Source organism: Sagittula stellata E-37, assembly GCF_039724765.1.
Classification (GTDB): domain Bacteria; phylum Pseudomonadota; class Alphaproteobacteria; order Rhodobacterales; family Rhodobacteraceae; genus Sagittula; species Sagittula stellata.
Map to the genome: position 1 here is coordinate 122,180 of NZ_CP155731.1, position 21,146 is coordinate 143,325.

17 protein-coding genes are annotated in these 21,146 nt (G+C 66.3%); 12 read left to right on the forward strand and 5 right to left on the reverse strand.

Annotated features, from left to right (window positions below; translation table 11 throughout):
- The first annotated feature begins 22 nt into the window (after positions 1–22).
- The 5 genes from ABFK29_RS24030 to ABFK29_RS24050 are packed head-to-tail and all read left to right on the forward strand — an operon-like array spanning position 23 to position 5,190.
- Positions 23–1,618, forward strand: coding sequence for an ABC transporter substrate-binding protein (locus tag ABFK29_RS24030; RefSeq protein ID WP_005861635.1), 1,596 nt, complete (start codon positions 23–25; stop codon positions 1,616–1,618).
- A 32-nt stretch (positions 1,619–1,650) separates the two neighbouring features.
- On the forward strand, positions 1,651–2,673 hold the full coding sequence (locus tag ABFK29_RS24035; RefSeq protein ID WP_050772463.1) for an ABC transporter permease: 1,023 nt from the start codon (positions 1,651–1,653) through the stop codon (positions 2,671–2,673).
- Positions 2,670–3,581, forward strand: coding sequence for an ABC transporter permease (locus tag ABFK29_RS24040; protein WP_005861639.1), 912 nt, complete (start codon positions 2,670–2,672; stop codon positions 3,579–3,581). The genes ABFK29_RS24035 and ABFK29_RS24040 overlap by 4 nt, the downstream gene beginning before the upstream one ends.
- On the forward strand, positions 3,578–4,441 hold the full coding sequence (locus ABFK29_RS24045; protein ID WP_005861641.1) for an ABC transporter ATP-binding protein: 864 nt from the start codon (positions 3,578–3,580) through the stop codon (positions 4,439–4,441). Before ABFK29_RS24040 ends, ABFK29_RS24045 begins: the two co-directional genes overlap by 4 nt.
- Positions 4,438–5,190 carry an ABC transporter ATP-binding protein gene (locus ABFK29_RS24050; protein ID WP_005861642.1) on the forward strand — a complete coding sequence of 251 codons (753 nt, stop codon included), beginning with the start codon at positions 4,438–4,440 and terminating at the stop codon, positions 5,188–5,190. Before ABFK29_RS24045 ends, ABFK29_RS24050 begins: the two co-directional genes overlap by 4 nt.
- Positions 5,191–5,385: 195 nt before the next feature.
- Here the strand turns inward: ABFK29_RS24050 and purU are convergent, their stop codons facing one another.
- Complete coding sequence (gene purU / locus ABFK29_RS24055) at positions 5,386–6,270, reverse strand: formyltetrahydrofolate deformylase (RefSeq protein ID WP_005861644.1); 885 nt, start codon at positions 6,268–6,270, stop codon at positions 5,386–5,388.
- A 465-nt stretch (positions 6,271–6,735) separates the two neighbouring features.
- Here purU and ABFK29_RS24060 point away from each other — a divergent pair, with 465 nt between their 5' ends.
- The 3 genes from ABFK29_RS24060 to ilvD all read left to right on the forward strand — a co-directional run bounded on the left by ABFK29_RS24060 (position 6,736) and on the right by ilvD (position 12,685).
- Positions 6,736–8,469: a sigma-54-dependent Fis family transcriptional regulator gene (locus tag ABFK29_RS24060; RefSeq protein ID WP_040604896.1), complete on the forward strand. Its 1,734-nt coding sequence runs from the start codon at positions 6,736–6,738 to the stop codon at positions 8,467–8,469.
- Between the two features lie 163 nt (positions 8,470–8,632).
- On the forward strand, positions 8,633–10,432 hold the full coding sequence (locus ABFK29_RS24065; protein ID WP_005861646.1) for an NAD(P)/FAD-dependent oxidoreductase: 1,800 nt from the start codon (positions 8,633–8,635) through the stop codon (positions 10,430–10,432).
- Positions 10,433–10,852: 420 nt separating this feature from the next.
- Positions 10,853–12,685, forward strand: a complete 1,833-nt coding sequence (ilvD, locus tag ABFK29_RS24070; RefSeq protein WP_005861647.1) for a dihydroxy-acid dehydratase — start codon at positions 10,853–10,855, stop codon at positions 12,683–12,685.
- 83 nt (positions 12,686–12,768) lie between these two features.
- Here the strand turns inward: ilvD and ABFK29_RS24075 are convergent, their stop codons facing one another.
- Together ABFK29_RS24075 and ABFK29_RS24080 are read right to left on the reverse strand one after the other, a co-directional pair.
- Positions 12,769–13,833 (reverse strand): hybrid-cluster NAD(P)-dependent oxidoreductase, encoded by a 1,065-nt coding sequence (locus ABFK29_RS24075; RefSeq protein ID WP_005861648.1) that lies wholly within the window; start codon positions 13,831–13,833, stop codon positions 12,769–12,771.
- A 6-nt stretch (positions 13,834–13,839) separates the two neighbouring features.
- Positions 13,840–15,075 (reverse strand): aromatic ring-hydroxylating oxygenase subunit alpha, encoded by a 1,236-nt coding sequence (locus tag ABFK29_RS24080; protein ID WP_005861650.1) that lies wholly within the window; start codon positions 15,073–15,075, stop codon positions 13,840–13,842.
- 145 nt (positions 15,076–15,220) lie between these two features.
- Here ABFK29_RS24080 and ABFK29_RS24085 point away from each other — a divergent pair, with 145 nt between their 5' ends.
- The 3 genes from ABFK29_RS24085 to ABFK29_RS24095 are packed head-to-tail and all read left to right on the forward strand — an operon-like array spanning position 15,221 to position 16,813.
- Positions 15,221–16,102, forward strand: coding sequence for a LysR family transcriptional regulator (locus tag ABFK29_RS24085; RefSeq protein ID WP_005861652.1), 882 nt, complete (start codon positions 15,221–15,223; stop codon positions 16,100–16,102).
- 52 nt (positions 16,103–16,154) lie between these two features.
- A complete protein-coding gene (locus tag ABFK29_RS24090; protein ID WP_005861654.1) occupies positions 16,155–16,406 on the forward strand; it encodes a type II toxin-antitoxin system Phd/YefM family antitoxin in 252 nt (83 codons plus the stop codon).
- Complete coding sequence (locus tag ABFK29_RS24095; protein ID WP_005861656.1) at positions 16,403–16,813, forward strand: type II toxin-antitoxin system VapC family toxin; 411 nt, start codon at positions 16,403–16,405, stop codon at positions 16,811–16,813. The genes ABFK29_RS24090 and ABFK29_RS24095 overlap by 4 nt, the downstream gene beginning before the upstream one ends.
- On the opposite strand, the gene ABFK29_RS24100 is transcribed toward ABFK29_RS24095, so the two are convergent.
- Positions 16,802–17,440: a TetR/AcrR family transcriptional regulator gene (locus ABFK29_RS24100; protein WP_005861658.1), complete on the reverse strand. Its 639-nt coding sequence runs from the start codon at positions 17,438–17,440 to the stop codon at positions 16,802–16,804. The two genes, ABFK29_RS24095 and ABFK29_RS24100, sit on opposite strands and share 12 nt — an antisense overlap.
- A gap of 116 nt (positions 17,441–17,556) precedes the next feature.
- Here ABFK29_RS24100 and ABFK29_RS24105 point away from each other — a divergent pair, with 116 nt between their 5' ends.
- Complete coding sequence (locus ABFK29_RS24105) at positions 17,557–19,593, forward strand: NADH:flavin oxidoreductase (RefSeq protein WP_347100686.1); 2,037 nt, start codon at positions 17,557–17,559, stop codon at positions 19,591–19,593.
- 44 nt (positions 19,594–19,637) lie between these two features.
- Here ABFK29_RS24105 and ABFK29_RS24110 read toward each other — a convergent pair whose 3' ends face one another.
- A complete protein-coding gene (locus ABFK29_RS24110) occupies positions 19,638–20,855 on the reverse strand; it encodes a replication initiation protein (protein ID WP_347100688.1) in 1,218 nt (405 codons plus the stop codon).
- Between the last annotated feature and the right edge of the window lie 291 nt (positions 20,856–21,146).

Sequence of the window (21,146 nt, forward strand, 5' to 3'; positions counted from 1 at the left end):
CAACAACAGGGAGTAAACTAAAATGAAAACCAACTTCACGGCGGCCGTGGTGGCCGCGATCGTGGCCTTGGGCACAGCCGCCCCGGTCATGGCGGAAACCCCGCCGAACATGCTGGTGATCGCGAACCGCATCGACGACATCAAAACCTTCGATCCGGCGGAAAGCTTCGAGTTCGCGGGCGCCGACGTGTCGCGCAACGTCTACGAAAAGCTGGTGAACTTCGATCCGCTCGACCTCGACGCCGGCTACATGCCGCAGCTTGCCGAAAGCTGGGAGATCTCCGAAGACGGCAAGACCATCACCTTCACCATGGCCGAGGGGCACGTGTTCTCGTCCGGCAACCCGGTGACGGCCAAGGACGCGGAATTCTCGCTCCGCCGCGCGGTGCTGCTCGACAAGACGCCCTCGTTCATCCTGACGCAGTTCGGCTTTACCGCCGATAACGTCGAGGAGACCATCAAGGCGACCGACGACAAGACGCTCGTCCTGACCCTGGACAAGCCCTACGCGCTGTCCTTCGTGCTGAACTGCCTGACCGCCACCATCGGTGGCATCGTCGACATGGAAACCGCCATGGCCAACGAGGCCGACGGTGACATGGGCAGCGAATGGCTGCGCACCAACACCTCAGGTTCCGGCCCCTACAAGGTCGTGGACTGGAAGCCGAACGAAAGCGTCCTGATGGACCTCAACCCCAACTATCACGGCGAGAAGCCGGCGATGGAGCGGGTGATCGTCCAGCACATCCAGGAATCCGCCACCCAGCGGCTTCAGCTCGAACGCGGCGACATCGACGTTGCCCGCAACCTCTCGCCCGAGGACGTGGCGGGCCTGGCCGATGTCGAGGGCGTCAAGGTCGTCGACGAACTGCGTGGCCGCCTGATGTACTGGTCCGCGAACCAGAAGGTCGAGATGCTGACAGACCCGAAAGTGCTGGACGCGCTCAAGTACGCCGTCGACTACGACGGCATGTCCGGCTCCTTCCTGAATGGCCAGTACACCGTGCACCAGGCCTTCCTGCCGCTGACTTTCCTCGGCGCGCTGGAAGACAAGCCCTACAGCTTCGACATGGACGCCGCCAAGGCCGCCATGGCGGAATCCGGCTTCCCGGACTGCGGACCGATCAAGATCTCCGTGCGCGACGCGCAGGAACGTCTGGATATCGCGCAATCGCTGCAGAACACCTGGGGCCAGCTCGGCTGCGACGTGGAACTGATCGTCGGCACCGGTGCGCAGACGCTCGACCGCTACCGCGCGCGCGAGCATGACATCTACCTCGGCGCCTGGGGCCCGGACTATCCGGACCCGAACACCAACGCCGGCACCTTCGCCCTGAACCCCGACAACGCCGACGAGGCCGGCAACACCGGCTACCTCGCATGGCGGAACGCCTGGGATCCGGGCGCGATGAATGACGAGACTCTGGCCGCCGTCGTCGAGAACGACACCGACAAACGCCGCGAGATGTATCTCGAACTTCAGCGCGAGCACCAGAAGGTCAGCCCCTTCGGCGTGATGTTCCAGCAGATCGAACAGAACGGCATGGGCGCGAGCGTCGAGAACTTCGTCGCAGGCGGCGCGACCACCGCGGTCTCTTACTGGGTCATCACCAAGTAATGACCGACACCAGCACTGGAGAAGGACGGCAGATGCCGTCCTTCCCCCCATGGGCCAAGAAGACCCTGGGGACCGTAGCCACCGTTGCCGCGACCATCCTCGGTCTGCTCTTCGTGACCTTCATGATCGGCCGGGTGATGCCGATCGACCCCGTTCTGGCCGTCATCGGCGAACGGGCGACACAGGCGCAATACAACGCCACCTATCTCGAACTCGGACTCGACAAGCCGCTGCTGGTGCAGTTCGGCATCTACGTGAACGACGTGCTGCACGGCGACCTCGGACGGTCGATCCGCACCGGGCAGGAAGTCACCACCGACATCGCCCGCGTCTTTCCCGCGACACTGGAACTGGCCACACTCGGCACGCTGCTCGGCGTCGTGCTCGGCGTGCCGCTGGGGGTCATCGCCGCCGTCAAGCGCGGAAGCTGGATCGACCAGCTCGCCCGGTTCGTCGGCCTCATCGGGTATTCCATGCCGATCTTCTGGCTGGGCCTCGTCGGCCTTCTGGTGTTCTACGGCATCCTGGGCTGGGTCGCGGGCCCCGGACGGCTCGGCATCTTCTACCAGGGCATCGTCGAACCGATCACCGGCATGCTGCTGATCGACTCGGCGCTACGCGGCGAATGGACCGTGTTCAAGGACGCCTTTTCGCACATCATCCTGCCCGCCTCGCTGCTGGGCTACTACTCCATGGCCTACATCAGCCGCATGACCCGATCCTTCATGCTGGAGCAACTGAACTCCGAATACGTGACCACCGCCCGCGTGAAGGGCCTGTCCGAACGCAAGGTGATCTGGGGCCATGCCTTCCGCAACATCCGCATCCAGCTGGTGACGGTGATCGCTCTGGCCTACGCCAATCTGCTCGAAGGCTCCGTGCTGACGGAAATCATCTTCGCCTGGCCCGGCATCGGCCAGTACATCACCACCTCGCTGCTCGCCAACGACATGAACTCCGTGCTCGGCGGCACCATCGTGATCGGCACCATCTTCGTGGGCATCAACATCTTCTCCGACCTGCTCTACCGCTTCTTCGATCCGAGGGCCAAATGACCGACACGACCCTCCGCGCATGGCTCCTGAGCGACGAGCCGACCTCCCGCCGGCAGGCCCGCTTCTCGTCGTGGTACAAGGGCTGGCTGACCTTCCGGTCGAACCCGCTGGCGATGCTGGGCCTGATCGTGCTGGTGGTGCTGATCCTCGCCGCGATCTTCGCACCGCTGCTGGCGACGGACGATCCCTTTGCCCAGGACCTCGGCGCGCGCCTGCTTGCACCCGGAGAGCAGGGCCACATCTTCGGCACCGACAGCCTGGGCCGCGACATCTATTCCCGCCTGCTCTACGGCGCGCGGATCTCGCTCTACATCGTGCTGCTCGTCGCCATGGTGGCGCCGCTCGTCGGGCTGATCATGGGCACCGTTTCGGGCTATGCGGGCGGCTGGGTGGACGTGATCCTGATGCGGATCACCGACATCTTCCTCGCCTTCCCGCGGCTGATCCTCGCGCTGGCTTTCGTCGCCGCCCTCGGCGCAGGGATCGAGAACGCGGTGCTGGCGATCTCGCTCACCGCCTGGCCGCCCTACGCCCGCATTGCCCGGGCCGAAACGCTGACCATCCGCAACTCCGACTACATCCACGCCGTCCGCCTGCAGGGCGCGGGACCGTTCCGCATCGTCACCAAACACATCTGGCCGCTCTGCATCTCGTCGCTGGTGATCCGGGTGACGCTCGACATGGCGGGCATCATCCTGACCGCCGCAGGTCTGGGCTTCCTCGGGCTCGGCGCGCAGCCGCCCTCGCCGGAATGGGGGGCGATGATCTCCGAAGGGCGCAAGTACATCCTCGATTACTGGTGGGTCGCCACGATCCCCGGCATCGCGATCTTCGCCATCTCGCTCGCCTTCAACCTGCTGGGCGACGGCCTGCGCGACGTGCTCGACCCGAAGGAGGGCAACACATGACCGAAGCGCCCCTGCTCGACGTCGAAAACCTCTGGGTGAAGTTCCACACCCGCACAGGCATCGTCGATGCCGTGCGCGGCATCTCCTTCACGCTCGGCCGCGAACGGCTGGGCATCGTCGGCGAAAGCGGCTCGGGCAAGTCGATGACCGGCCGCGCCGTCCTGCGTCTGATCCACCCGCCGGGCCAGGTGACCGCCGACAAGCTGCAGGTGCACGGCGAGGACGTCATGACCATGCCGGACGCGCGCATGCGCCAGCTGCGCGGCGGGCGCGTGTCGATGGTCATGCAGGACCCCAAGTTCTCGCTGAACCCTGTGATGCCCGTCGGCCAGCAACTGATCGAGGCGCTCCGCGCCCACGAGAAAGTGTCGAAGGCCGAGGCCCGCAAACGCGCGCTCGACATGCTGGACGAAGTCGCCATCCGCGACCCCGCCCGGGTCATGGACCTCTACCCGCACGAGGTCTCAGGCGGCATGGGCCAGCGGATCATGATCGCCATGATGCTGCTGCCCAACCCCGAAATCCTGATCGCGGACGAGCCGACCTCCGCGCTCGACGTCTCGGTGCAGCTTCAGGTGCTCGATATCATGGACAAGCTGGTGAAGGACCGCGGCATGGGCCTGATGTTCATCAGCCACGACCTGAACCTGGTGGCCAAGTTCTGCGACCGCATCGCGGTGATGTACGCCGGACGGATCGTCGAAACCTGCAAGGCGTCCGAGCTGCGCAACGCGCAACACCCCTACACGCTGGGCCTGCTGAACTCAGTGCCCGACCTCGAACACCCCCGCGACAGGCTGGAGGTGCTGAAACGCGATCCCGCCTGGCGCGAGGCCGCTTCCGTGAGTGCCCGGACATGAGCGCCATCGACATCCGCCACCTCGACGTCTGGTTCGGCACCGGCGCACAACGCGCCGACGCGGTGAAGGACGTCAGCTTCCAGGTCGCCGACGGCGAAAGCTTCGGCCTGGTGGGCGAATCCGGCTCGGGCAAATCGACGATCCTGCGCGCCATCGCGGGCCTTGCGCCCACATGGTCGGGCGAAATGGCCGTGGCCGGCGAGACGCTCGGCCCGAGCCGCAGCAAGGACTTCTACCGCAAGGTGCAGATGGTCTTCCAGGACCCCTACGCCTCGCTGCACCCGCGCCACACCGTCGACCGGGTGCTGTCCGAAGCCATGACCCTGCACGGCGTGCCAGACATCGACACCCGCATCGGGCGGCTGCTCGACGACGTGGGCCTCGGCGCCGGCTTCCGCTTCCGCTTCCCGCACCAGCTGTCGGGTGGCCAGCGCCAACGCGTGGCGATCGCCCGCGCGCTCGCCTGCGACCCACAGATCCTGCTTCTGGACGAACCGACCTCCGCGCTCGACGTTTCCGTGCAGGCCGAGATCCTCAACCTCCTGGCCGACCTGCGCCGTGACCACGATCTGACATACGTGATGGTCTCGCACGATCTCGGCGTGGTGGGCCACCTCTGCGAACGCATCGCCGTCATGAAGGAAGGCCGTTTCGTCGAAGTGCTGGGCGTCGACGAAATGCGGCTGCTTGAGGCGCAGGACCCCTATACCCGCCATCTTCTCGAAAGCTCGGTACACTCCGTGCGTTGAGGTATGTCGCCTTGCTGACGCAAGGCGATCCGTCGGGGGCTCCGCCCCCGGACCCCCGGAGGTATTTGGACCAAGATGAAGGATAAGGCGGCGCCCTGCCCCTTCATCTTGGTCATAAATACCTATCCTGGACCAGGTCAACCGGCGCGGCGGTGACATCCCTGGTGGAGGATCGACGCTTTACCACCTCTGCGATCAGCCCATGCGTTCCGAGGAGTGGCTGCCGGGCGAGGAGGGGAAGACAACGGTCTTGTTCCCGTTCAGGAAAACCCGGTGGTGGGCATGGGCGTGAATTGCGCGGGCGAGCACCTGGGCCTCCACATCCCGGCCGAGGGAGACGTAGTCGTCGGGCGACTGCGCGTGGGTCACACGGATGGTGTCCTGTTCGATGATCGGGCCTTCGTCGAGGTCGGCGGTCACGTAGTGCGAGGTTGCGCCGATCAGCTTCACGCCCCGGGCGAAGGCCTGCTTGTAGGGGTTGGCGCCCTTGAACGACGGCAGGAAGGAGTGGTGGATGTTGATGATCCGGCCCGACATCTTCCGGCACATCTCGTCGCTGAGGATCTGCATGTAGCGGGCCAGAACGATCAGGTCAGCGCCCGCGTCCTCCACCACCTGCATGATGGCGGCCTCCGCCTGCGGCTTGTTCTCCTTGGTGACCCGGATGCAGTGGAACGGGATGTCCTGGTTCACCACGGTCTTCTGGTAGTCCATGTGGTTGGAGATCACGGCCACGATCTCGATGGGCAGCGCGCCGATGCGGCAGCGGTAGAGCAGGTCGTTCAGGCAGTGGCCGAAGCGGCTGACCATGACAACGACCTTCATCTTCGCCGCCTCGTCGTGGAAGGTGAAGTCCAGGTCCATGCCCTCTGCCACGCTCACGAAGGCCTGTTCGAGGGTGGCCAGGTCGGCGCCGGTTTCGGAGGTGAAGCTGGTGCGCATGAAGAACCTGCCCGTCTCCACGTCGTCGAACTGCGAGCTGTCGGTGATGTTGCAGCCGTGGTCCGCGAGGAAGGTGGCGATGCCGGCGACGATGCCGCGCTTCGACGCGCAGGACACGGTCAGGCAGAACTTGGTCATTGAAGGCTCCGGTCTGGAAGGGCCGCGGCGTGCGGCGGGCTGGGGAGGAAGGCGTGAACTGGCCATTGCTCTGCATGTTCTGCATCGCGGCATCAAGACCGGGATGCGCACCTGCGACCACCGCCTTCACGGATGCGACAGAGGCGCATTTCGGGACCCGAAAACCCACGTGGCAACAGGCCTTCCGGGCCGTCTCCCCCGCCCGGCGGCTTGGCGGCCGCACCCCTTCCGGGCGCGTGCACCCGGTTTTCCCGAAGGAAAAGGGTTTCCCCGATTCCCCCGCGTGCCGCCGATCCGAAACGCCTGCCCTGCAGGGGGACGGGATGCGCCGGTGCGGCCCGACGGCGGGCTTTGGCCCCCTGTCCGGTCCGCGCCCGCCCCCCCTATCCCGGCCCGATACCATGGTGCTGGTGCATGACGGCGCGCGGGATGGTACGCTTGCGGCGCATCGCTGGGGAGGACGGCATGCGCGATCTGGATCATGTGGCCGAGATCGACCGGGTTCTGCGCGGGCAGGACACCGGGCGCGACAGCCTTGTCGCCGACAGCTGGCGGCGCTGCGTGGAAAGTTACGGCATGGACCCGACCCGCGCAGAGGCCGCCCATATCGTCACCGACGCCGAACTGCGCGCCCATCGGGAACAGTCGGAACGGCTGATTGCCACCGCGCGCTCCGGCCTTCAGGCGCTGTTCCGGCAGGTCGCGGGGCAGAACTACGTGCTGTTGCTGGCGGATGCGAAGGGCGTCTGCGTCGACTTCTTCGGCGATCCCCGGTTCGAGGACGATCTGCGGCAGGCCGGGCTCTACCTTGGCTCCAACTGGACCGAGGATCTCGCCGGGACCTGCGGTGTCGGCTCCTGCATCGTGACCGGCGAAGCTGTGACGATCCATCAGGGCGACCATTTCGGGCTGGCGCATACGCCGCTGTCCTGCACCTCCGCGCCGATCTACGACACCTGCGGCAAGCTGACGGCGGTGCTGGACATCTCGCTCTTGCGGTCGCCCTCGCCGAAATCCTCCCAGAACCTCGCGATGAACCTTGTCCGGGCGTCGGTGCGGCGGGTGGAGATGGCCAACCTCATGGCGATGACGCGGCGCGACTGGGTGCTCAGGGTCTCGGCCTCGCCCGAGTTCCTCGAGGTCGATCCGGAGGCGGCGGTCGCGCTCGACGGGTCGGGGCGCATCATCGGCATGACGCATGGCGCGCGCGACATCCTCGCCCCCGGCGGCGGGGCGCTGATCGGGCAGCGGATCGACGCGCTGATCGACCTGTCGGTGGACGACCTGCCCGACCTGATGCGCGGCCGCCCGTCCGAGGACCGGGTTTTGCGGTTGCGGGACGGGCGCGGGCTGTATGGTCACGCCATCGCCCCGCAGGCCGCGCGCGTGCCCCTGCGCCACCGCGACACCGCCCTGCCCGCCCCACTGGCGGGGTTCGCCGGGCCGGACCCGGTGCTGGACCCTCTGCTCAGGACCGCCGCGCGGCTGGCGCCGACCCGCGTGCCGCTGCTGCTGACCGGCGAATCGGGGACCGGGAAGGAGCGGCTCGCACGGGCCATCCACATGAGCGGCCCCGCCCGCGCCTTTCACGCCGTCCGCTGCGCCGGCGCCGCCTTCGACACGCTGGAGGACGCGGCGCCCGGCACGCTGTTCCTGCGCGGCATCGACGACCTCGACTCGAAGGCGCAGGCCGCGCTTCTGACGCTGATCGAACGGCGCGAGGATCTGCGGGTGATCGCCTCTGCCCGCATGCCGCTGGCCACCCGCCTGGCCGAGGGCAGCTTTCGCGACGACCTGTATTACCGCCTGTCGGGCGCCCGTCTCGACCTGCCGCCGCTGCGGCTGCGCCATGACACCGACTGGCTGATCGACCGGCTGATGCGCCCCTTCGCCGCCGACGGGATGCGCCTGTCGCCGCAGGCCCGCGCCGAACTGCTGGCCCGCGACTGGCCCGGCAACATCCGCGAGTTGCAGCACACGCTGGCCATTGCCGCCGCCGTGACGGAAGGACAGGTGATCGACCTGCCCGACCTGCCGCAACCTGCCCCCGCCACGACCGAGGACACCTCGGACGAGGATCTGCAATCGCTGCTGGACGCGTGTCACTGGAACATGGCGCGCGCGGCCCGGCGGCTTGGCGTCAACCGATCCACCATCCTGCGGCGCGTGCGCAAGGCCGGCCTCGCCCCGCCCGGCTGACCCCGCCAGCCTGACGCCGGGACGTTGCACGCCGTTGCGCGCGCAACGCGCAACTTGCCAAATTCCGTGCCGCCCCGCAGCATCCGTCCTTCGGCGTAGCCAGCCCGCCCCGGGCTTTGCCACGCTCGCCCACATAACAACCAAGACCAAGGAGGAGGACCACATGCTCGATTCGACATTGGCCAATGAAACCCAGGCCTTTCTGGACGACTTCGGCGATGCGCTGGCACAGGGGGACATCGACCGCGCCACGGGGATGTTCCTGGACGACTGCTACTGGCGCGACCTCGTCACCTTCACCTGGAACCTGAAGACGGTCGAGGGCAAGGACCAGGTGGCCGACATGCTGAAACACCAACTTGACACCACGAAGCCGCGCGGCTGGAAACTGGCCGACGGCGAGATCCCCACCGAAGAGGACGGCGTCGTCACCGCGTGGATCAGCTTTGAAACCGATCTGGCGCGCGGCTACGGCATGGTCCGCCTGAAGGAGGGCAAGATCTGGACCCTGCTCACCACCATGGTCGAGCTGAAAGGATACGAGGAAGCCAAGGGCTTCGCCCGTCCGCTTGGCGCCAAGCACGGCGCAGCCAAGAACCGCCCGACCTGGAAGGAAGAGCGGGAGCACGAGGCAAAGACGCTCGGCTACACCGAACAGCCCTACTGCCTGATCATCGGCGGCGGACAGGGCGGCATCGCGCTTGGCGCACGGCTGCGGCAACTCGGCGTGCCCACCATCATCGTCGAACGCAACGACCGCCCCGGCGATTCATGGCGCAAGCGGTACAAGTCGCTCTGCCTGCACGACCCGGTCTGGTACGACCACCTGCCCTACATCAAGTTCCCCGAGAACTGGCCCGTCTTCGCGCCGAAGGACAAGATCGGCGACTGGCTGGAGATGTACACCAAGGTCATGGAGCTGAACTACTGGACCAGGACCACCGCCAAATCCGCCACATTCGACGAGGCAAAGGGCGAATGGACCGTGGTCGTCGACCGCGACGGCGAAGAGGTCGTTCTGCGGCCCAAGCAGCTTGTCATGGCCACCGGCATGTCCGGCAAGAAGCGGATGCCCGACTTCTCCGGCATGGACAGCTTCAAGGGCGTGCAGCAGCATTCGTCCGAACACGCGGGGCCCGACCAGTGGACCGGCAAGAAGGTGGTGGTCGTGGGCTCGAACAACTCGGCGCACGACATCTGCGCCGCCCTCTGGGAACACGATGCGGACGTGACCATGGTGCAGCGGTCCTCCACCCATATCGTGCGCTCCGACACGCTGATGGATATTGGCATGGGCGCGCTTTATTCGGAGCAAGCGGTCGCCAACGGCGTCACCACCGAGAAGGCCGACCTGATCTTCGCCTCCCTGCCCTACCGCATCCTGCACGAGTTCCAGATCCCCGCCTACGAGCAGATGAAGGAACGCGACAAGGACTTCTACGAGGGGCTGGAAAAGGCGGGCTTCTGGCTCGACTGGGGCGATGACGGCTCCGGCCTGTTCATGAAGTACCTGCGGCGCGGCTCCGGCTATTACATCGACGTGGGCGCCAGCCAGCTCATCATCGACGGCGAGGTCAAGCTGAAGCGCGGGCAGGTGGTCAGCGTGGACGAAACCGGCGTGAACCTCGACGACGGCACGCACCTCGATGCCGACCTGATCGTCTATGCCACCGGCTACAACTCGATGAACGGCTGGGTGGCCGACCTGATGGGACAGGAGACCGCCGACAAGCTGGGCAAGTGCTGGGGCCTCGGCTCCGACACCACCAAGGACCCCGGCCCGTGGGAGGGCGAGCAGCGCAACATGTGGAAACCGACGCAGGTCGAAAACCTGTGGATGCATGGCGGCAACCTGCACCAGTCGCGGCACTATTCGCAGTACCTCGCGCTGCAACTGAAAGCGCGGATGGAGGGTTTGCCCACTCCGGTCTACGGCAAGCAGGAGGTGCATCACCTGTCCTGATGCCCGTACCGCGCGGGCGCTGACGCCTGTGCCGACGGGGTTTCGCTGCCTGCGGCAGCGACCCGCCGGGGGCAAGCCCCCGGCACCCCGTCACATGAGAACCGGCACGGCGGCCTCCGACACCCCGGAGCGCCGCCTGCCCCCTGTCCGGCGGTGCCTTCCCCGGCCCTTGCCCGCCAACGAAGGACGCGCGCCCCACGCGTGACCGGAAATTCCGCCCCAGCCTCCGGCCCCCTGCCCCGGACCGCCACGGAAACGCCGTTGGCCTGCGCGCATCTTGCGCCGGGACGTCCTCCGGACGCCCCCTGCCCTGCAACGGCATGACAGACCTGCGGAAATCGCCGCCTCCGGTCCGATGGGGGTTGAGCGGCGCGCTCACGGGCTTATAACCGCATCGCGCAATCGCAAGGACCAAGCCACATGCCCTATTACAGATCCCGCCGCACCACCCACGGCCGCAACATGGCCGGCGCCCGCGGTCTCTGGCGCGCGACCGGCATGAAAGACAGCGACTTCGGCAAGCCGATCATCGCCGTCGTCAACTCCTTCACCCAGTTCGTGCCCGGCCACGTGCACCTGAAGGACCTCGGCCAGATGGTCGCGCGCGAGATCGAATCCGCCGGCGGCGTCGCCAAGGAATTCAACACCATCGCCGTGGACGACGGCATCGCCATGGGCCACGACGGGATGCTCTATTCCCTGCCCTCGCGCGAAATCATCGCCGACTCGGTGGAATACATGGTCAACGCCCACTGCGCCGACGCCATGGTCTGCATCTCGAACTGCGACAAGATCACCCCCGGGATGCTGATGGCCGCGATGCGCCTCAACATCCCCGTGATCTTCGTCTCCGGCGGCCCGATGGAGGCCGGCAAGGTCACGATCAACGACCTCGAAAAGGCCGTGGACCTCGTGGATGCCATGGTCGCCGGCGCCGACGACCAGTATTCCGACGCCGAGGTCGACGCCTTCGAACAGAACGCCTGCCCGACCTGCGGGTCCTGCTCCGGCATGTTCACGGCGAACTCGATGAACTGCCTCGCCGAGGCGCTTGGCCTCGCGCTGCCGGGCAACGGGTCGATGCTGGCCACCCACGCCGACCGCAAGGCGCTGTTCCTCGAAGCCGGGCGCAAGATCGTCGACATCACCAAGCGCCACTACGAAGGCGAGGAGAAGGGCCTCCTCCCGCGTGAGATCGCGACTTTCGAGGCCTTCGAGAACGCCATGTCGCTCGACATCGCCATGGGCGGATCGACCAACACCGTGCTGCACCTGCTGGCCATCGCGCACGAGGGCGAGGTTGACTTCACCATGTCCGACATGGACCGCCTCAGCCGCAAGGTGCCCTGCCTGTCGAAGGTGGCCCCGGCCAAGGGCGACGTCCACATGGAGGACGTGCACCGCGCGGGCGGCATCATGGCCATCCTGGGCGAACTGAACCGCGGCGGCCTGATCCACGGCGACGTGACGACCGTGCACTCCGGCACCATGGCCGAGGCCATCGCCAAGTGGGACATTATGACGGCCAACGACGCCGACGTGGACAAGTTCTTCCGCGCGGCCCCCGGCGGCGTCCGCACCACGCAGGCCTTCTCGACCGATAACCGCTACAAGGAACTGGACCGCGACCGCACAAACGGCGTGATCCGCAACATGGAAAACGCCTTTTCGAAGGACGGCGGGCTGGCGGTTCTGTTCGGCAACATCGCCCTCGACGGCTGCATCGTGAAGACGGCGGGCGTCGACGACTCGATCCTGAAGTTCTCCGGCCCGGCCAAGGTCTTCGAAAGCCAGGACGACGCGGTGAAGGGCATCCTCACCGGCAAGGTGACCGAGGGCGAGGTCGTCGTGATCCGCTACGAAGGACCGCGCGGCGGGCCGGGCATGCAGGAAATGCTCTACCCGACCTCCTATCTCAAATCGAAGGGCCTTGGCGCCAAGTGCGCGCTGCTGACCGACGGGCGCTTCTCGGGCGGGACCTCCGGCCTTTCCATCGGCCACGTCAGCCCCGAGGCGGAAGAAGGCGGCACCATCGGGCTGGTGGAGACCGGCGATCTGATCGAGATCGACATCCCCAACCGCACGATCAACCTGGCCGTGGACGACGCCACGCTGGAGGCGCGCCGCACCGCCAAGGGCCCCCTGCCCTGGGGTCCGGCGGAACCGCGCCCGCGTGCGGTGACGAAGGCGCTGAAAGCCTACGCGATGCTCGCCTCCTCGGCTGCGAAGGGCGCGGTGCGGATCATTCCGTAACGCCGCCTTCCCGATCAGAACGGAAAACGCCCGGGCCAGACCAGCCCGGGCGTTTTGCTTTTCCGTGATCGCCCCCCCGGACCCTATGCTTCGATGGAGACCTTGCCGATGGGGTTCGAGCAACAGGCGAGGACATAGCCCTCTTCGATCTCTTCATCGGTGATGCCGCCGTTGTGGACCATGTGCACCTGGCCTTGGGTCTTCTTGACCTTGCAGGTTCCGCAGACCCCAAAGGTGCAGCCCGACGGGATCGACAGCCCGGCACCGCGCGCCGCGCCCAGAAGAGTCTCCGTCTCGGCGCATTCGACGGTCCTGCCGGACAGCAGGAACTCGATCTCCGCCTTGGCCTCGTCGTCCAGCGTGACGCCTTCGTCGTACTCGCCGGTCTCGCCCACGGGGGCGGAAAAGCTTTCCTGATGGTAACGGTCCATGTCGAAGCCGAGACCCTGCAGCGCCTCGCGCACCGCCGTCATGAACGGCTCCGGCCCGCAGCAGAACACTTCGCGGTCAAGGTAATCCGGCGCGGCAAGGCCCAGCAGAAGCTGGTTGAACGGCCCGCGGAAACCGGTCCAGGGCCGGTACGGGTCTGCGCGGTCCACCACCCAGGCCAGTTCGATCCCCGGCAGGCGCGAGGCCATCATTTCCATCCGCTGGCGGAAGATGATCTCGGACGGCAGGCGCGCGCAGTTGATGAAGACGATATCCGGTTCGCGGCCGGCATCGTACATGTAGGTCGTCATCGAGATCATCGGCGTGATGCCGGAACCCGCCGAGATGAACAGGTACTTCTCTGCCGGGTGGTTCATGAACGAGAACTGACCGCCCGGCCCGATGGCCTTCAGACGCACGCCGGGACGCAGGTGATCCAGCATCCAGCGCGTGCCCAGCGACCCGTCCTGCGCCTTGACGGTGATCGTCAGAGAGGTCGGGCGCGAAGGCGACGACGAAATCGTGTAGGTCCGGTGCAGCGGTCCGCCCGGCACCGGCAGCTCCAGCGTGACGAACTGGCCCGGCTTGTAGCGGAACAGGGCACCCGACGGCGCCTGAAAGGTGAAGGTGACCGTGTTGGGCGCCTCGGGCAGGAAGGACACGCACTCCAGCGGCTCGTCGTCCGTCCAGAAGGCCAGGGTCGGGGTCATCGCAGTCATTGCGCCTTACTCCGCCGCGACGGCCCGGGGGCCCGCCATGTTGCGCAGCATGGTCTTCACGTACCAGTCGACGAACTGCTCCACGCCGTCCTCCATGATCGGCGAATAGGGGCCGGGCACGTAGGCGGGCGAGTTGATGCCCAACTGGTTGTCCTCGACGATGCGGCGGTCTTCGTCGTTGGTCGCGGTCCAGACCTCGGTCAGGCGCTTCATGTCGTAGTCCACGCCCTCGACCGCGTCCTTGTCGACCAGCCACCATGTCGTGACCTGGGTCTCCTGCGGACCGATGGGCAGCACGCGGAAGGTCAGCGAGATGTCGGGCAGGAAGTGGTTCCAGGTCGACGGATAGTGGAATTTCAGCAGCGTACCGGCATCCCGCACCGTGACGCGGCCCAGCGGGCGGCTGCAGGCGGGTTTCAGGTCCATGGTGTAGGACAGCGCCTTTTCCTCAAGCGGCATCCGCGCCAGCCGATACTGGCCGGCATAGCCCGACATGGCGAACTTCGACGGCGCGCCGGCGGCTTCACATTTGTCGAAATGGGCCTGCAGGCGCGGCGGCGTGCTGCCGTCCGCAGAAACCCCCGCGACCGCCGGGTCCAGCGGGAAGGACCGCGACAGGGCCGGGTGGGTGCCCGCGCAGTGATAGCATTCGCGGTTGTTTTCCCAGACCAGCTTCCAGTTGCCCTTCTCGATGATCGACGACTGGTGCGCCACCTTCGAACGGTGCAGATCGTGCACTTCGAGATAGGGCCGCGCCAGGTTGGCGAAGGCGTCGAAGTCGGGCGCCTCGTCGGCGAGGCAGATGTAGATCAACCCGGCCAGCTCGCGCAGGTGCACAGGCTTCAGGTTGTATTTCGACGGATCGAAGTCCGGCCCCATGTCGCGCGCCCAGATCAGGCGGCCGTCCAGGTCGTAGGTCCACTGGTGGTAGGGGCATGTCAGCTTGGCCACCGTGCCCTCGGCCTTCTGGCAGATCACCGAACCACGGTGACGGCAGGAATTGTGGAAGGCCCGGATCACGCTGTCGGCGCCACGCACCAGCACGACGTTGTAGGCGCCGATCTGCAACCGGGCATAGGCGCCGGTCTTGGTCAGCTGGCTTGCGGGCAATGCGAACAGCCATTCGCGATACCAGATCGTTTCCAGGTCGCGCTGGAAGATCTCCGGATCGGTATAGAAGGGCCGTTCCAGCGATTGGCCGGAAACGCGGCTTGCCAGCAGGTCGGTGAGGGAATCGGTCATGTGCAGCCTCCGAAGGCGCGGGATGGGTTAGTTCCTTTGAGCCTGTGCTCTGCAATTACCTGCCTTTCAATAACAATAATTCTCAACTAAGGTTATCTGAATTCACCTGTCCCCTTTCCGACATCCACGCCCCCGAAAGCGACCGATGACGCGTCACTACGACCTTCCCTCGCTCACCTCGCTGGTCTGTTTCGAGGCAGCCGCCCGGAATCTCAGCTTCAAGAAAACCGCGGCCGAGCTAAACGTCACCCCCGCCGCCGTCTCGCACCAGATCAAGGCGCTGGAATCCGAGCTTGGCACAGCGCTCTTCCGCCGACAGCACAGGGGCGTCGACCTGACTGAAAGCGGCGCCTACCTGTTCGTCGCGCTCCAGCGCGGGTTCGAGGGGATCTCCGACGCCATCGCCGCCGTCCGCCCCGCCGAATCCACCGAGGATGTGACCATCCAGGCGACCACCGCCGTCAGCGCCTTCTGGTTGACCCCGCAGATCACCGCCTTCTGGCAGGACGAGCCCGACATCGTGGTCAGCCAGATCGTCAGCGACGGCGCCTCCGCCGCGCGGACCGACCTCTCGATCCACTACGCCGCCCTGCCTGACGACGGCTCGGGCGAGATCCTGTTTCACGACGACATCGTGGCGGTCGGTTCCCCCCGTTTCGCCGCGACCCACGGCGCCGCCACGGTGGACGCGCTGCGCGGTGTGCCGCTGATCCACGTCGTGAGCGAGGAGAACGACTGGACCACCTGGGCCGAATGGTTCGCCCACTTCGGCCATGGCGCGCCCACGGGTCGCCGCATCGCGGTCAACAACCACATGATCGCGCTCCAGATGGCACGCGACGGCGCGGGCGCGGTGCTGGGCTGGACCGGCCTCATCGGCCCGCTGCTCGACAGTTGGGACCTGACGCTGCTCGTGTCCGAACGCATGCCCTCTCCCCACGTCTTCCACCTGCGCACCCATCCGCGCGCCTCGGCGCAGGCCCGGATCTTCCGCGACTGGCTGGTCGCGGCGCAGCGCGCGCCTTGATTTGGCCACCGAAACCGCCTATCTGTCCAGTTAGCTGGACAGGAGACCCGCCATGCTTTCGCTTCAGGACGCCAAGAACCGCTTCAGCGCGGTGGTGGAGGCCGCGCTTGCCGGTCATCCGCAGGCCGTGTCGCGCCGGGGCAAACCCGCCGTGGTCGTCGTCTCCGCCGAGGAATACGCACGGCTGGTGCACGCGGCCCAGGCCAGCCGTGGCCGCTTTGCCGATCACCTGATGGCCATGCCCGACCCCGGCGACACCCCCCTGCCCCGCGCAAACGCCGCACCGCGCGACGTCGAGCTGTGATCCACATCCTCGACACAAACATCATTTCCGCCGCCCGCCGCGCCGACCGCGCGCCGGACCTCTCGCGCTGGCTGACCGCACAGGACGAGGCCACGCTTTTCCTCAGCGTCGTCACCATAGGCGAGATCGAGCGCGGCATCGCCCTTCAGGAACCGAAGAACCCGCCCTTCGCCCGCGACCTGCGGCACTGGATGGACGGCATCCTGCGGCTGTTCTCCGACCGGCTTATCGACTTCACCGCCGAGGACGCCCGGCGCTGGGGCCGGCTGTCGGCGCAGCTTGGCCATCCCGGCGCGGACCTGATGATTGCCGCTCAGGCACTGAACCGCGACGCCACCGTCGTGACCCGCAACACGTCCGACTTCGCCCCGACCGGCGCGCGGCTTCTGGACCCGCTAGACGTCTAGCCCCGGATCCAGACCCAAACCCGCCCGAAACCGCGCCATTTCCCGGTCCGACGGCGCCTGCCCGCAGTAGGTCTTCACGTAGGCCGGGACGCGGGTCAGCCGCTCTTCCAGCGTCTCGCGCACCTGCATCGAGATATAGCCGATCTGCACGAGGTAGACGGTCCGCGCCCTCACGTCGGCCTCCGCCGCGTCGAAACCGAAGCGCAGGAACATGGCGCGGATCGCCTCAAGACGTGTCGCGTCGGCCTCGGCCACCCGGGCCTTCACCGGATCGGACTGATGCGCCCAGCCCCGGACCGCCATGTCGAACCGCGGCTGGAACCGGGTTTCGTCAAGAAACACGCTCAGCAGATTCAGCACCGCTTCCGAAATCGTCTCTGCATAGGCTGAACTGGCCCCGGTCAAAGCATGTGTGTTGGTTTCTTCCCAAAGCGCCAGCAGCGCTTCAAGCAGCGCGGCACGGTCCTTGAAGAACCAGTAGAAGCTGGTCCGCGACAGTCCCAGAGCAGCGCCCAGGGGCTGCACCTTCACCGCGTCGACGCCACCGTCGAGGAACGCGGCCTTGGCCGCCTCCAGCCAGACCTCGCGCGATCCGCGCCATCCCTTCTGATCCGCTCCGTCGTCCATGGCGCGAAATTAGTCCCCTGCCCCACCTGCTGCAACCGGAAACGGACACCGGCGACGATAAACTTGACACAAGTGCACATTCCGTGGAATCGCTGCGTAAGAAAGGGAGTCCGTCGATGTCCAACGATCCGCTTTTCCAGCCCTACCAGCTCAAGCACCTGACCCTGAAAAACCGCCTGATGATCACCAGCCATGAACCGGCCTACCCCGAGGACGGCATGCCCAAGGATCGCTACCGGGCCTATCACGTTGAACGCGCGCGGGCCGGTGTCGCCCTGACCATGACCGCCGGGTCCGCCTCGGTGGCCCGCGACAGCCCGCCGGTGTTCAACAATATCCTGGCCTGGAAGGACGAGGTCGTCGGCTGGATGAAGACGTTGACCGACGAATGCCACGACCACGGCTGTGCCGTCATGATCCAGCTCACCCACCTTGGCCGCCGCACCCGCTGGGACAAGGCCGACTGGCTGCCGGTCGTCTCCCCGGGGCATGAACGTGAACCCTCTCACAAGGCCTTCCCCAAGAAGACCGAGGACTGGGACATCGCCCGCATCATCAAGGACTACACCGATGCCGCCGAACGGATGCAGGCGGCGGGCCTCGACGGGATCGAGCTGCAGGCATACGGGCACCTCATGGACCAGTTCTGGTCGCCGCTGACCAACGATCTGGATGGCCCCTATGGCGGCAGCCTCGACAACCGGCTGCGCTTCACCTTCGATATCCTGTCTGAAATCCGCAAACGTTGCGGCTCCGATTTCATCGTCGGCCTGCGATACACCGCGGATGAGGACATGCCCGGCGGCCTGACCAAGGAGGACGGGATCGAGATCTCGCGGCGCCTGAAGGACAGCGGCATGGTCGACTTCCTGAACGTGATCAAGGGCCATATCGAGACCGATGCCGCGCTGACGGACGTGATCCCGGTGCAGGGCATGCGCAGCGCCCCGCACCTCGATTTCGCCGGAGAGGTTCGCCGCGAAACCGGCATGCCGGTGTTCCACGCCGCCAAGATCCAGGACGTCGCCACCGCCCGCCACGCCATCGCCAGCGGCAAGCTGGATCTGGTCGGCATGACTCGCGCCCACATGGCCGACCCGCATATCGTGGCCAAGATCCAGCGCGGCGAAGAGGACCGCATCCGCCCCTGCGTCGGCGCCAACTACTGTCTCGACCGGATCTATCAGGGCGGCATGGCCCTGTGCCTGCACAACCCCGCGACGGGCCGCGAGCTGGAGCAGCCGCAGGAGGTCACCCCTGCCGACACCCGCCGCCGCGTGGTGGTGATCGGCGCCGGTCCGGCCGGATTGGAGGCCGCCCGCGTCGCCGCCGCCCGGGGGCATGAGGTCATCGTGCACGAGGCCGCCAACGATCCGGGCGGGCAGGTCCGCCTGACAGCCCAGACCCCGCGCCGGGCCGAGATGATCCAGCTCATCCAGTGGCGCTTTTCCGAATGCGAGCGCATGGGCGTGACCTTCCACTTCAACAGCTTCGCCGACGCGGAAACGGTGCAGGCGGACAGCCCCGATGTGGTGATCGTCGCCACCGGCGGCCTGCCCCACACGGAGGTCCTGGCGGAGGGCAACGCGCTTGTGGTTTCGGCCTGGGACATCCTGTCGGGCGATGCCGCCTCCGGCGAGAACGTCCTGATCTACGACGACGCCGGGGACTATGCCGCCCTTCAGGCCGCCGAGAAGATCGCCGCCACCGGCGCCCGGGTCGAGATCATGACCCGCGACCGCAACATCTCTCCGGAGGTCATGGCCATGTCCCTGACCCCGTCCATGCGCGAACTTCAGAAGCGCGACGTGACCTTCACCGTGACCTGGAAGCTGGACGCGGTGCGGCGGGACGGCAACCGGCTGATCGCGCAGATCGGCAGCGATTACGGCGGCGTCATGCGCGAGCGGGAGGTGGATCAGATCGTGGTCAACCACGGCACCCGCCCGCTGGACGATCTGTATTTCGAACTGCGGGACGGGTCCGCGAACTTGGGCGAGGTCGACTACGAGGCGCTTGTCGCGGGCACCCCGCAGACCGTGGTCCGCAACCCCGAAGGTGCCTACCAGCTGTTCCGGATCGGGGATGCGGTGGCGTCGCGGAACACCCACGCGGCGATTTATGACGCGCTGCGGCTGGTGAAGGTCGTCTGAGAAAAACGGGGGAGGTTTCGCGGCGAAACCTCCCCTTTCAGCGGTCAACCCGCGTCGTCGAGATCGTCGAAGGCGCCCGGCGAGAGTTCCTCCCAGAAGGCCAGGATCGCTTCGGCGTTCAGCGCCGACATCCAGCCGTGCCTCTCGAAATCGTCCCGCAGCGCGCCGTCCAGACGGGCGGTGAACAGCCGCCGGTCGGCGTCCCTCTGGGTGGGTTTGCGGGCGGCGGCAAGCTCCTGGATGCGGGCAAGGCGGCGGCCGCGCGAGGTGGCAGGTTTCGCGGCGAAACCTCCTCCACCCGAACCTTGGGGTTTCGCGGCGAAACCTCCCCCCGTTTCGTAGTCGTTCTTCAGGGCGGCGGTCAGGTAGCCCACGGGGTTTTTCACGCCGCCCTGCCCGGCCACGTAATCGAGCTTTGCCTTAACCGCATCTTCACCATGTTCGGCCATCCACTGCCGCGCCAGCCGGTCGGAGACGCCAAGCGCGCGCAGGCGGGGATAGACCTCCGACTTCCGCAGGCCTTCGCCGTCGTCCAGATCGAGGATCGAAAGCTGCGGGTTCTCGGCGATACGGAAGCGGATGCCGGTCACCTGCCGCCCCATCTTCTTCACTTCCGGCGTCACGACAATGTTCGACGTCTTGTTCACCTCGGCGACCGCCGGCTTGATGATCTTGGCGTTGAGGTGCTTGTAGACGTCGTAATAGGGGCTGTCGGCCACGCCCATCAGGCGGCGAAACAGGTCCAGAGACCACCAGCCGGTCGAACCGGTCCGCACGAAACGATAGCAGTTTTCATAAAGCGCGAGCGCGTGGCCAGAGGTGAAGCGCCGCTGGATGTTGAGGTTGATGAGGGCAAATACCTTCGGGTCGTGCAGCTTTTCGGCGAGGGCAGGGGAGTAGGCATATTCGCACACCCCGCCCGACAGCTTGGCGTAGCTGAGCAGCGCCGAAACCCCCCATTCCTGCTGGCCCTTTTCGTCCAGCATGTCCCATTCGGCCACGGTTTCCGCCAGCCCCCGGAGCGAGGCCTTCAGCGTCTCCATGTCGTTCGAATTGTATCCGATCATCAGGCAAAGGGTGCGGGCGTCGATCTGGTGGCGGTTCTGCGAGGTCAGCGTGTCGTAGGCGTTCAGCAGCAGCACGTTGGACAATTTGCGCTGCAACAGGGTCAGTTTGCCCGAGATGTGGATCGCCGCGACGTGCTTTTTCACCGAGCCGCGCCGCAGCGGGCCGTTCAATTGGTCGCGGGGAATCTCGTCCATACTGTCCTCTGACCGCCGGGACCCGGCGTGCTGCCCTTGCCTTGTCCGGGATCGCGACGGTTTCGCGGCGAACCGCGAGTCGGCCCCGGTTGCCGGGTATTGTCCGGCAAAAGGTATCCGCTGACAAGTGGCGCGTTGGCACCTATGAAGCCATCCCGTAAACGGGTGCCGTTGCCGACAGGCGCCAGAGAAAGGTATCCGTCTACGGGAGAACAAGGTCCGGCCACACGCCGCTTTACGAATCATCTGTGGGCGTACAGGCTCTGATACAGCGGAAAACCGGCGAAACCG

What these genes read in the sequence shown, in the direction of transcription:
- ABFK29_RS24065 (WP_005861646.1), top strand. Translation starts at nt 8,633, where the DNA reads ATGCTCGATTCGACATTGGCCAATGAAACCCAGGCCTTTCTGGACGAC.
- ABFK29_RS24050 (WP_005861642.1), top strand. Translation starts at nt 4,438, where the DNA reads ATGAGCGCCATCGACATCCGCCACCTCGACGTCTGGTTCGGCACCGGC.
- ABFK29_RS24085 (WP_005861652.1), top strand. Translation starts at nt 15,221, where the DNA reads ATGACGCGTCACTACGACCTTCCCTCGCTCACCTCGCTGGTCTGTTTC.
- ABFK29_RS24075 (WP_005861648.1), bottom strand. Translation starts at nt 13,833, where the DNA reads ATGACTGCGATGACCCCGACCCTGGCCTTCTGGACGGACGACGAGCCG.
- purU (WP_005861644.1), bottom strand. Translation starts at nt 6,270, where the DNA reads ATGACCAAGTTCTGCCTGACCGTGTCCTGCGCGTCGAAGCGCGGCATC.
- ABFK29_RS24100 (WP_005861658.1), bottom strand. Translation starts at nt 17,440, where the DNA reads ATGGACGACGGAGCGGATCAGAAGGGATGGCGCGGATCGCGCGAGGTC.
- ABFK29_RS24030 (WP_005861635.1), top strand. Translation starts at nt 23, where the DNA reads ATGAAAACCAACTTCACGGCGGCCGTGGTGGCCGCGATCGTGGCCTTG.
- ABFK29_RS24060 (WP_040604896.1), top strand. Translation starts at nt 6,736, where the DNA reads ATGCGCGATCTGGATCATGTGGCCGAGATCGACCGGGTTCTGCGCGGG.
- ABFK29_RS24080 (WP_005861650.1), bottom strand. Translation starts at nt 15,075, where the DNA reads ATGACCGATTCCCTCACCGACCTGCTGGCAAGCCGCGTTTCCGGCCAA.
- ABFK29_RS24035 (WP_050772463.1), top strand. Translation starts at nt 1,651, where the DNA reads ATGCCGTCCTTCCCCCCATGGGCCAAGAAGACCCTGGGGACCGTAGCC.
- ABFK29_RS24045 (WP_005861641.1), top strand. Translation starts at nt 3,578, where the DNA reads ATGACCGAAGCGCCCCTGCTCGACGTCGAAAACCTCTGGGTGAAGTTC.
- ABFK29_RS24110 (WP_347100688.1), bottom strand. Translation starts at nt 20,855, where the DNA reads ATGGACGAGATTCCCCGCGACCAATTGAACGGCCCGCTGCGGCGCGGC.
- ABFK29_RS24090 (WP_005861654.1), top strand. Translation starts at nt 16,155, where the DNA reads ATGCTTTCGCTTCAGGACGCCAAGAACCGCTTCAGCGCGGTGGTGGAG.
- ilvD (WP_005861647.1), top strand. Translation starts at nt 10,853, where the DNA reads ATGCCCTATTACAGATCCCGCCGCACCACCCACGGCCGCAACATGGCC.
- ABFK29_RS24040 (WP_005861639.1), top strand. Translation starts at nt 2,670, where the DNA reads ATGACCGACACGACCCTCCGCGCATGGCTCCTGAGCGACGAGCCGACC.
- ABFK29_RS24105 (WP_347100686.1), top strand. Translation starts at nt 17,557, where the DNA reads ATGTCCAACGATCCGCTTTTCCAGCCCTACCAGCTCAAGCACCTGACC.